The 9,838-nt window shown below is 65.0% G+C and carries 10 protein-coding genes and 1 pseudogene; 6 read left to right on the top strand and 5 right to left on the bottom strand.

All coding sequences use genetic code 11. The features are described 5' to 3' along the window. From A985_RS28050 to A985_RS0104050, 6 genes and pseudogenes are all read left to right on the top strand, one after another. Positions 1-208 (top strand): hypothetical protein (locus A985_RS28050; protein WP_026131632.1); only part of this gene is annotated, 208 nt, incomplete at its 5' end. A gap of 144 nt (positions 209-352) precedes the next feature. Then, complete coding sequence (locus tag A985_RS0104070; protein ID WP_017232134.1) at positions 353-922, top strand: YqgE/AlgH family protein; 570 nt, start codon at positions 353-355, stop codon at positions 920-922. Next, positions 919-1,347: a Holliday junction resolvase RuvX gene (gene ruvX, locus A985_RS0104065; RefSeq protein ID WP_017232133.1), complete on the top strand. Its 429-nt coding sequence runs from the start codon at positions 919-921 to the stop codon at positions 1,345-1,347. Before A985_RS0104070 ends, ruvX begins: the two co-directional genes overlap by 4 nt. A gap of 98 nt (positions 1,348-1,445) precedes the next feature. Continuing rightward, positions 1,446-2,399 (top strand): annotated as a pseudogene (locus A985_RS0104060) (aspartate carbamoyltransferase catalytic subunit); the annotation flags it as partial. 7 nt (positions 2,400-2,406) lie between these two features. After that, positions 2,407-3,675 carry a dihydroorotase gene (locus A985_RS0104055; RefSeq protein ID WP_026131631.1) on the top strand — a complete coding sequence of 423 codons (1,269 nt, stop codon included), beginning with the start codon at positions 2,407-2,409 and terminating at the stop codon, positions 3,673-3,675. A 12-nt stretch (positions 3,676-3,687) separates the two neighbouring features. Then, positions 3,688-4,518 carry a 1-acyl-sn-glycerol-3-phosphate acyltransferase gene (locus A985_RS0104050; protein WP_017232130.1) on the top strand — a complete coding sequence of 277 codons (831 nt, stop codon included), beginning with the start codon at positions 3,688-3,690 and terminating at the stop codon, positions 4,516-4,518. A gap of 124 nt (positions 4,519-4,642) precedes the next feature. Here the strand turns inward: A985_RS0104050 and A985_RS24145 are convergent, their stop codons facing one another. The 5 genes from A985_RS24145 to A985_RS24135 form a co-directional block, all read right to left on the bottom strand. Further along, on the bottom strand, positions 4,643-5,650 hold the full coding sequence (locus tag A985_RS24145; RefSeq protein ID WP_017232129.1) for a symmetrical bis(5'-nucleosyl)-tetraphosphatase: 1,008 nt from the start codon (positions 5,648-5,650) through the stop codon (positions 4,643-4,645). 96 nt (positions 5,651-5,746) lie between these two features. Next, a complete protein-coding gene (locus A985_RS0104040) occupies positions 5,747-6,838 on the bottom strand; it encodes a glycosyltransferase (protein WP_017232128.1) in 1,092 nt (363 codons plus the stop codon). Further along, positions 6,832-7,974, bottom strand: coding sequence for a glycosyltransferase family 4 protein (locus tag A985_RS0104035; RefSeq protein WP_017232127.1), 1,143 nt, complete (start codon positions 7,972-7,974; stop codon positions 6,832-6,834). Before A985_RS0104035 ends, A985_RS0104040 begins: the two co-directional genes overlap by 7 nt. Before the next feature lie 19 nt (positions 7,975-7,993). Next, complete coding sequence (locus A985_RS24140; protein ID WP_017232126.1) at positions 7,994-9,124, bottom strand: glycosyltransferase; 1,131 nt, start codon at positions 9,122-9,124, stop codon at positions 7,994-7,996. Then, on the bottom strand, positions 9,121-9,838 hold a 718-nt coding region (locus A985_RS24135; RefSeq protein WP_039829849.1), incomplete at its 5' end, for a glycosyltransferase. The genes A985_RS24140 and A985_RS24135, both read right to left, overlap by 4 nt.

Here is a 9,838-nt window from a genome sequence, read left to right as displayed (position 1 = left end):
TGCCGCCTCGCCGCCGGCGGAGCCAGGGGGGCCGGCGGCGCTGGCGATGACGGTCAAGGCGTTGCGCGGCATGCTGCATCAGTTTGCCGCCGATACTTATCCGGAGTCGCGGCCCGACCTGATCGCGGAAATGGCGATGTGGCGCGAGCGTGCGCTGGACGCCAGCGTATTCGGACAGCGGCTCGTCACCGGGCGCGACGTTCCGTGATAAAGTCGGCGCAAAGGCTGCCATTGGCAGCTGATGGCCGTATCACGATGCGGAAAAAGTTCGTCTGCTGACCCGCAGCACCCGCTGCGCAAGGCAACACCCGGGCAGCAGACCGTCAAACAGCTTCCGATAAACTTTGGCCCTATGCCGAACGACCGTATCAACCTCACGAATCAATTCCTCATCGCCATGCCGGGCATGGCCGATCCGACGTTTTCCGGTACCGTCGTGTACCTGTGTGAACACAGCGAAAAAGGGGCGATCGGGCTGGTCATCAATCGTCCCACCGACATCGATCTGCAGTCGCTCTTCGAGCGGCTCGATCTCAAGCTGGAAATCGATCCCCTCGCGCATCAGCCAGTGTTTTTCGGCGGGCCGGTGCAGACCGAGCGCGGCTTCGTGCTGCATGAGTCGACCGGCGCGCCCTATAGCTCCTCGCTGTCGGTGCCGGGCGGTCTCGAAATGACAACCTCGAAAGACGTGCTCGAAGCCGTCGCGAATGGTCAGGGACCGCATCGTTTCCTGCTGACGCTGGGACATTCGGGTTGGGGCGCCGGGCAGCTGGAAGACGAGATCGGCCGCAACGGCTGGCTGACGGTCGCAGCGGATCCGGGCATCGTGTTCGACGTGCCGCCGGCCGAGCGCTTCGATGCTGCGTTGGCGTTGCTGGGCGTTACCTCGTCGATGCTGTCCGCCGACGCGGGTCACGCATGACGGCTGGCAGTGCCACGGTCCTCGCCTTCGATTACGGCGAGCGCCGAATCGGGGTCGCCATCGGCAATCTGATGTTGCGCGAGGCCAGCGCATTGACCGTCGTGGCCAATCTCAATCGTGAAGTCCGGTTCGCCGAGACCGGTAGGCTCATCGCCGAATGGGAACCCGAACTCATCGTCGTCGGGCTGCCGTGCCATCCGGACGGCACGCCGCACGAGATGACCCAGCAAGCCAAGCGCTTCGGCAACCAACTCAACGGACGATTCAACGTGCCGGTCGTGTGGGTCGACGAGCGTTACTCATCGGTCGCTGCCGCCGCGGCGCTGGCCGAGGCGGGCGTCAAGGTTTCGCAAAAGACATCGCTCGACGCCGAGGCCGCTCGCATCATCCTTCAGCAATATTTCGACGAGCATGTTCCTGTCTGATATCCCGAGCGGCATTCCGCCCGCGCGCCGCCAATGCGACGCCACGCAACGCCGACTCGCCCCGGAGCCCCTGCATGGCTAACGGAATCCTGGGCCGGCGCGGCCACCCGCAGCTAAACCGCAACGGTGAGCTGAAGCATTTGCTGACGGTGGAAGGGCTGCCGCGCGCCGTATTGATGCACATTCTCGACACCGCCACGCAGTTCGTCGGCGTGAACGATGCCGATGTGAAGAAGGTGCCGCTGCTACGCGGCAAGTCGGTCTTCAATCTCTTCTTCGAGAATTCGACACGTACGCGCACGACGTTCGAGATTGCCGCTGCGCGTCTGTCGGCCGATGTGCTGAATCTGAATATCAACGCGTCCTCGACGAGCAAGGGCGAAACGCTGCTCGACACCATCGGCAACCTGTCGGCCATGCACGCGGATCTGTTCGTCGTGCGTCACGCCCAATCGGGCGCACCTTACCTGATCGCGGAGCATTGTGCGCCGCACGTGCATGTCATCAACGCCGGCGACGGGCGTCACGCGCACCCGACGCAAGGCTTGCTCGACATGTACACGATTCGTCATCACAAGGGCGAATTTCAGAATCTGACGGTAGCGATCGTCGGTGACATTCTGCATTCGCGCGTGGCGCGCTCCGACATTCACGCGCTCACCACGCTGGGCGTGCCGGAAGTGCGCGCCATCGGGCCGCGCACGCTGTTGCCCGAGGGCCTAGAGCAACTCGGCGTGCGCGTATTCCACGACATGGATGAAGGGCTGCGCGACGTCGACGTCATCATCATGCTGCGGCTACAAAACGAGCGAATGAGCGGCGCGTTGCTGCCGTCGGCGGCCGAGTATTTCAAATATTACGGCTTGACGCCAGCGCGTCTCGCTTTGGCCAAACCCGACGCCATCGTCATGCATCCCGGACCGATGAACCGCGGTGTGGAAATCGATTCGGCGGTTGCGGACGGTCCGCAGTCGGTCATTCTCGAACAAGTATCGTTCGGCATTGCCGTGCGCATGGCGGCGATGAGTATCGTTGCCGCAACGCACGGGTGAGGGCGCCATGAAACTGCATCTGAAGGGCGGCCGCGTCATCGATCCCTCGACCCGAACCGATCGTGTCCAGGACGTCTTCATCGCGGCGGGCAGCATTGCTGCGCTGGGCATGCCGCCGGCCGACTTCGTCGCTGACCGAACCTTCGACGTGACGGGGCTGGCGGTCATGCCCGGGCTGGTCGATTTGGCGGCACGTCGCATGACGGCGGCCAGCGAAGCCGCGGCGGCGCTGGCTGGCGGGGTCACGCGCGTCGTTTGCCCACCCGATACCAACCCTGTGCTCGACGCGCCGGATCTCGTCGAAATGCTGCAGTTGCGCGCCCGTGCCGTGCACCATGCGCAGGTGCATCCGCTGGGCGCCTTGACGGTGGGACTTGCCGGCCGAGAACTCACGGAAATGGCGCAGTTGGCGCGAGCGGGCTGCATCGGACTGTCGCAGGCCAACGCGTCGATCACGGACAACCGCACCTTGTTGCGCGCGATGCAGTACGCGGGCACGTTTGGGCTGACTGTCTGGTTGCGCCCGCAGGACGCCGCGCTGGCGGCCGGCGGCGTGGCGGCCAGCGGTGCCGTTGCCTCTCGTCTCGGACTGGCGGGCATTCCGGTGGCGGCCGAGACCATCGCGTTGCACACGATTCTGGAACTCGTACGTGTGACGGGCACGCGCGTGCATCTGTGCCGTCTGTCGTCCGCGGCGGGGCTGGCGCTCGTGCGCTCGGCCAAGGCCGAAGGGTTGCCGGTGACGTGCGACGTCGCCGCGCATCATCTCCATCTGAGCGATATGGACATCGGCTATTTTGATGCTCAGTATCGACTCGATCCGCCACTGCGAGGGCAACGTGACCGAGAGGCCATCCGCGACGCCGCGCGCGACGGCACGGTCGATGCCATTTGCTCGGACCATACGCCGCTGGCGGTCGACGCACGTCTCGTCCCGTTTGCCGAAGCCGAGCCGGGCGCGAGCGGCGTGGAGTTGCTCCTGTCGCTGGTGTTGAAGTGGGCCGACGAGTCGCGCGTGCCGTTGGTCGATGCGCTGGCGCGGGTGACGTACGGGCCGGGACAGCGGGTCGCGACGGTGGCCCCGGGGGCGGGCCGGCTTGCGCCGGGACAACCGGCAGACCTATGTGTGTTTGCACCGTCGGCACACTGGACGGTGTCCGCGCAGCAGATGCGCAGTGCCGGCCACAACACGCCGTTTCTGGGTTACGAAGTGCCGGGTCGTGTAGGTCTCACGCTGGTGGGTGGCCACGTGGCGCACGAAACCCTCGCCGTCTAGGATGCGATTGTCGTGCTGCTAATCAAAAAAATTCGTCTTGGCTTGCACCTCACACGCGGTCTGCTGACCGCGCTGCTGTTTTTCCCGTTCCTGTCGGAAGCGGCGAAGCATCGTCGCATACGCGCATGGTCGCAAAAGCTGTTGAAGCTGTGCGGCATGCGTCTCGAAGTCGAGCAGCGGGCACCGTTGCCGGACAGCGGCGTGATGCTGCTGTGCAACCACGTGTCGTGGATCGACATCTTCGCGATCAATGCGTGGCAGCCGGTGCGGTTTGTCGCCAAGGCCGAGATTCGCCACTGGCCGTTGGTCGGCTGGCTGTGCGTGCAGACGCGCACCATCTTCCTGCAACGTGAGCGCCGTGCCGACGCCCGCCGCATCATGCATTACCTGTCCGATTGCCTGCGCGATGGGGACATCATCACCGTCTTCCCCGAAGGCACGACCACGGACGGTCGAAGCTTGTTGCCGTTCCACGCCAATCTGCTGCAAGCGCCGGTGGCTACTTCCAGGCCGGTGCAGCCGCTGTGTCTGTTCTATACCGATGCCGAGAGCGGGCGCCATACGATGGCGCCGGCGTATATCGGCGAAACGAGTCTGATCGAGTCCATCGACATGATTCTGCGCGCGCCGCCCATGACGGTGCGCTTGTCGGTGGGCGAACCGCAGCATCCGCAAGACGGTCAGCACCGTCGCGAGTTTGCGCTCGGCGCGCAGCGGGCGGTTGGCGATGCCTTGCAAGGGTTTCTGCCCGAGGCAGTGTTGCCGCAGAGCGGCTCGGTCGGCTCGCGTGACTCGGCATTGGGTGACGAAGACGACGATACGGTGCGGGCCGTTCAGGTCTGACGCGTGTCGCGCGACACAAAAAACGGCGCCCGTGGGCGCCGTTATCGTTCGTCAGGGCGATGACCGTAGCGACGCAGACGTCACTCACGAGACGGGCCGCAAGACGTCGCCCACGCGCGATCAATCAATGGCCTTTGCGCTTCTCAGCTTTGTCCGCTTTCGCCGATTTCCCAGCCCTCTCCACCTTTCCAAACTTTCCGATTTTGCCTACGGCGCCTCTATCGGACTTCTCGGCTTTCGCGGCCTTGGGCGCGTCTTGGGTCCTGTCCACCTTTTTGACCTTGTCGCGCGTCTTGTCGTCAGCCAGTGCAAGCGGATCGCGAATCTGCGGGCAGTCGACCTGAACCAGCTCGCGCGCGGCGGGCGCGCTAGCGAGCTTCACCGCGGATAACTGCCCGCCCCAGACGCAGCCCGTATCGAGCGCGAGCAGATTGTCGCGCATGACCAGTCCGAGCGCGGACCAGTGACCGAACGCCACCGTGACATTGGCTGTGCGACGGTTCGGCGTGTCGAACCAGGGCTTCAACTCGTCCGTGGCCGCGTCGGCCCCTTCCTTGATCTTGAAGTCGATGCGCCCGTCCGCTGTGCAAAAGCGCATGCGTGTGAGGGCGTTGATCGTGAGACGTTGACGGTCTTCGTCGCTCAGATCGTCTTGCCACCGATCGGGCTGATTGCCGAACATGCGCGACAGGAACGTTCTCCAGTCCGGGCCACGCAACTGCCGCTCCACGTCGCGAGCGAGCGTGATGACCTGCGCGGCGTCCCATTGTGGGAGCACGCCGGCATGCACCATCAGATGACCCTGTGCGAAATGCGCGAGCGGTCGATGGCGTACCCAGTCGATGAGGGCGTCGCGGTCGGGGGCCTTGAGAATGTCGTCGAGGGTGTCGCTGCCGTGGGTCTGGCGCACACCGGCCGCCACGGCCAGCAGATGAAGATCGTGATTGCCGAGCACGGCCGTGACGCGATCGCCCAGCGCGATGACCTGGCGCAACGTATCGAGCGAGCGCGGCCCGCGATTGACGAGGTCGCCTGCCAGCCAGAGATCCGCGTCCTGAGGCAGGTGCGCGAGCAGTTGTTCAAACGACGTCTGGCAACCCTGCAGGTCGCCGATAGCATAGATGTCACGCATGGCGGAGGTGGCGCTGTCTCGTCTGTCTAGTTGTCCCGATCATGGGGATGGCGGGTGCCGCGGCTTCGCGTCTGCGATGCGTTGCCCTTGGGGCGTTCACTTTTTGAAAATCAGCCAGCGGGGTGCTTTGAAGCGAACGATGCGCAGATACAGCCAGACATACGTCACCATGAAGGCGACGCAGCACAGCGCGAGCACCAGACTGTGTCGCCAGAACACCGTCGCCGGGATCACTGCCAGCAAGCATAGCAGCCAGAGGTACGGAGACGTCAAGGAGTTGCGTTGCGTCAGCGCGCTTGCCGTGCGGGCGCCGACGGCCCAACGCATCAGCCGCTTGTAGACGAGCATGTGCAGGTGCACGCCATCGGGAATGCCGGGCGACATACCGCGCACGAAGCGCTTGCGATAGATTGAGAAACAGACCTCAAAGGCGGGGTAAATCACCATCAGTGCCGGGTACCACGGCGATACCTGCGGGTTGCGCATGACCAACAACACGGCAATTTCGGCCAGCATGAAGCCGATGAAATACGCACCTCCATCGCCGAGAAAGATCAGTCCGCCGGGAAAATTGAAGATGAAGAACCCGAGGATCGCGCCCACCATGATCATTGAGGTAGTGAGCACAACGGGGTCTTGCACCTGAAACCCGACATAGCCGAGCGAGGCGAACATGATCATCGCGACCATCGCGGCGAGCCCGTTGAACCCGTCGATGATGTTGACGGCATTGGCCATGCCGGCCACGCAGAGCACGGTGAGTGGCACCGACACGGCGGCGAGCATCAACGCGCGGTCGGCCAAGCCGATGTCGATGCGCGTGATATGGATGTCGAGCAGAAGCCAGGCCAGCAGCGCGGCGAACATCGTGCAGATGAGACGCACCGTCGGCGTCACTTTCTTGGTCAGGTCTTCGACAAAGCCGGCGAAGAACGCGGGCAGGCCGCAGGCAACGAGCAGGAGGATATTGCGCGAGACGACGGGATACGAGAAACCGAGCGCCGTGGCGGCCACGATCAGGCCCGCCAGAATGCCGACGCCGCCGATGCGCGGCACCGGACGCACGTGAAACTTCTGCACGCCGGCAACATCGCTATCGCCGGAGAAGCGGGCGTGAACGTGCGCATAGCGGACGATCAGGAGCGTCGCGATGAACGACACGAGCAGGGCGATGGCGAGACTCAGCATGATGCGGGGAGGGATCCGAGAATCCGAAAATACTCTGCAATGACGACATGTTCGTCGAATTCGCGCGCTACTTTAGCACGCCCGGCATCGCCCATCCGGACGAGCTGGCGCGCGGGTATCTGGGCCATGTCCCGCAGGCAGGCGGTCAGTGCGGCGGCGTCGCGTGCACGCACGAGCCGGCCGGTCACCCCATCGTTGATCACGTCGCGGCAACCCGGCACATCGCTCGCGACGAGCGGTCGCCCCATCGCGCTGGCTTCGAGTAAGGTGCGCGAGAGGCCCTCACGGTACGACGGCAATACCACGCAATGCGCATTCGCAATGATGGGCCGGACGTCGCGGGTCGTGCCGAGATACTCGACGACGCCTTCGCGCTGCCAAGCGTCGACCTCGCTGCGTGTGACGGCCGAGGGATTCTCGACATCGGTCGCGCCGAGCATTTGAAAGGTCAGGTGCGGCATCTCGGCGCGTAGGGCACGCGCGGCCTCCACATACTCCAGCACGCCCTTGTCGCGAAGCAGACGGGCGATGAGGAGAAAGCGCATTGGTTCGGGCGGAGCGTCGGCGGGCGAGTTCGATGTCGGCCACGGCGCCTTGGCGAAGTGAGCGAGATCGACACCCTCTCCCGGCAGCAACCGGGTTTTGCCGATCGCAACAAGTCCGCCTTCGACAAACGCCCGATGGTCTTCGGCGTTGAGAAACCAATTCTCGAGCGTATGACGAAACGCGACGCGGTAGAGCTGTCGCGCCAGCCTCGTGGTCAGCGATTCGCGAATGAAGACGTATCCGAGCCCCGTGGTCATCGACACGCACGGAATATGGGCAAGGCGTGCGGCGATCGATCCGTAGATGTTCGGTTTGATCGTGTAGTGGAAGATCACCGCCGGACGAACTTGCCGGTAAAGACAAAAGAGCCGCCACATCAGCCCGAGATCCTGCAGCGGATTTTGTCCCTTGGCGGCCATCGGGACGCGATGGACGACGCAGCCCATTTCGGCGAGCTGCGTGGCGAACGCATCGTCTGGCGCCGCGACGTGCACCGGATGACCCGCCGCCAGCAGCGCGGCAATCGGGCCACGCCGGAAGTTGTAGATCGACCAGAAGGTGTTGGAGCAGAGCAGGACGGGCGATGTCATTGACAGGGTCGTGGTGTAATCAGGAGCGGTTGCGACGCGTTTCGCGCAGACGCGCATAGACCGCGATCCAGCGCGCCACGACCGCATCGAGGGAGTAATGGGTGATGATGCGCTCGCGATTGGCGACGCCGGTCGCGTGACGCGCGCTCGCGCCGGCGCGCAGGTGGCGAATCAGGGCGTCGCCGAGCGCCTGCGCATTGCCTACTGGCACGAGCGTGTTGCCCGAAACGGTGCCGAGGAGTTCACGCACCCCCCCGCAGTCAGTCGACACGACGGGCAAGCCGCTGGCCATCGCCTCGCCAATCACGAGCGGCAATCCTTCCCAGGCGGACGACATCGCGTAGACGTCCGCGGCACACATCCATTGCGCGATGTCGTTGCTACGCCCGAGCAGCGTAATCGCATGGGCCAGCCCGCGTGCGTCCACGAGCGCCTGCATAGCACCGCGTAGCGGCCCGTCTCCGGCGATCGCGAGGCGTGCTTCGGGCACCGCCAGGCGCACGTGCGAGAACGCGTCGATCAGCGTCGGATAGTCCTTCGCTTCCACCATCCGGCCCGCCGCGAAGACGATGAGCGTCGCCGTCGAGGGCAACGTGGGCATGGCCGCGCGCCACTGCGACCGAACCTGCTCATCGGGACGGTAGCGATCCGTGTCGATGCCATTGGGCACGCTCACGATACGTTCCGCCGGCGCGGCGCGTTGCGCAACGAAGGCGGCCACCGCGTCGTCGCTGACGTTCGTCGTCAAATCCGTCCACCGATCCGTCAGCCGATAGGCCAGCATCCGCAGACGTCCGCCTTCATTGCGGCTGTGCGCGCTCGTCACCAGCACCGGCACCGGGGCAAACCACCGAGCCATGCGAGCCAACAGGTTGGCATGCACCATGTGGGCGTGCACGACGTCGGGCTGCCACGCGCGCAGGTGCGCGACGAGGCTTCGCAACGCACACGCGAGGGACCACGGCGTCTTGCCCGCCTTCAATTCAATGAGCGTGAGCCGCGGCGATTCCGGCAAGGCGATGGCACAGGTGCCCGTGAGCGAGATGAGTGCGACATCATGCCCGCGCGCGAGGAAACCCCGGGCGAGATCGGCCACCTGCGTTTCCGCTCCCCCCAATTGCAGACCGGTGACGAACAGGACAATCTTCATCGCGCGCTCCGCGGTGTCGAACCGCCCTCGGCCCATAGCGCTTCCCAATGCGCCGCAATGGCATCCGCGCCGAAGTCCCGCGCGTGGGCGTAGCCCGCCAGGCCAAGTCTGCGTCGCACGGAGGCGTCGCCGATCAGCCGTTTGAGCCCGCCAGCCAACCCCTCGATATCGCCGTCGTCAATGATCAGACTGTCGACCTCGTCATGCAACAGCGCGCGGGGCCCCGCATCGGCAGCGTAGGCCACGATGGGCACCGCATACGCCTTGGCTTCAATTAACACGAGTCCGAAACTTTCACGTCGCGACGGGAGACAGTAGATCGCCGCCCGCGCATAGTGCTGCGCGATGTCGGCCACGGCGGGCAGCACCTGCACGCTGTCGCCGACCCCGGTGTCGCGCGCTTGCGCGAGCAGCGCGTCGCGCAGCGGGCCATCGCCCACAATACGCACCTGCCAGCCCGGGGCGTCGCGGGCGATACGCGCCCAAGCGTCGATCAGGCGGTCGAAGCCCTTCTCCGGAACCAGGCGCCCGACGGCGAGAATGCCGCCCTCGCTGCTGGGCTCGGGAGGCGCGTCCGGGATCGCAAGGCCCAGCGGATTGGGAAGCGTGACGAACTGCGCCCGGGCGTGGGGATGATGCATTCGCCACGCGTCGCGGTCGGCGTCAGTGAGCACGACCACGGCGTCGTACCGACGTGCCGCCAGCGCACGCGCC

The sequence above is a fragment of the Pandoraea sp. B-6 genome (genome assembly GCF_000282835.1).
Taxonomy (GTDB): Bacteria; Pseudomonadota; Gammaproteobacteria; order Burkholderiales; family Burkholderiaceae; genus Pandoraea; species Pandoraea cepalis.
Note: the sequence above shows the minus strand (reverse complement) of the source record. Positions and strands in the feature narration are given on the sequence as shown.

What these genes read in the sequence shown, in the direction of transcription:
- A985_RS0104040 (WP_017232128.1), bottom strand. Translation starts at nt 6,838, where the DNA reads ATGCTGAGTCTCGCCATCGCCCTGCTCGTGTCGTTCATCGCGACGCTC.
- A985_RS0104035 (WP_017232127.1), bottom strand. Translation starts at nt 7,974, where the DNA reads ATGACATCGCCCGTCCTGCTCTGCTCCAACACCTTCTGGTCGATCTAC.
- ruvX (WP_017232133.1), top strand. Translation starts at nt 919, where the DNA reads ATGACGGCTGGCAGTGCCACGGTCCTCGCCTTCGATTACGGCGAGCGC.
- A985_RS24145 (WP_017232129.1), bottom strand. Translation starts at nt 5,650, where the DNA reads ATGCGTGACATCTATGCTATCGGCGACCTGCAGGGTTGCCAGACGTCG.
- A985_RS0104055 (WP_026131631.1), top strand. Translation starts at nt 2,407, where the DNA reads ATGAAACTGCATCTGAAGGGCGGCCGCGTCATCGATCCCTCGACCCGA.
- A985_RS24140 (WP_017232126.1), bottom strand. Translation starts at nt 9,124, where the DNA reads ATGAAGATTGTCCTGTTCGTCACCGGTCTGCAATTGGGGGGAGCGGAA.
- A985_RS0104070 (WP_017232134.1), top strand. Translation starts at nt 353, where the DNA reads ATGCCGAACGACCGTATCAACCTCACGAATCAATTCCTCATCGCCATG.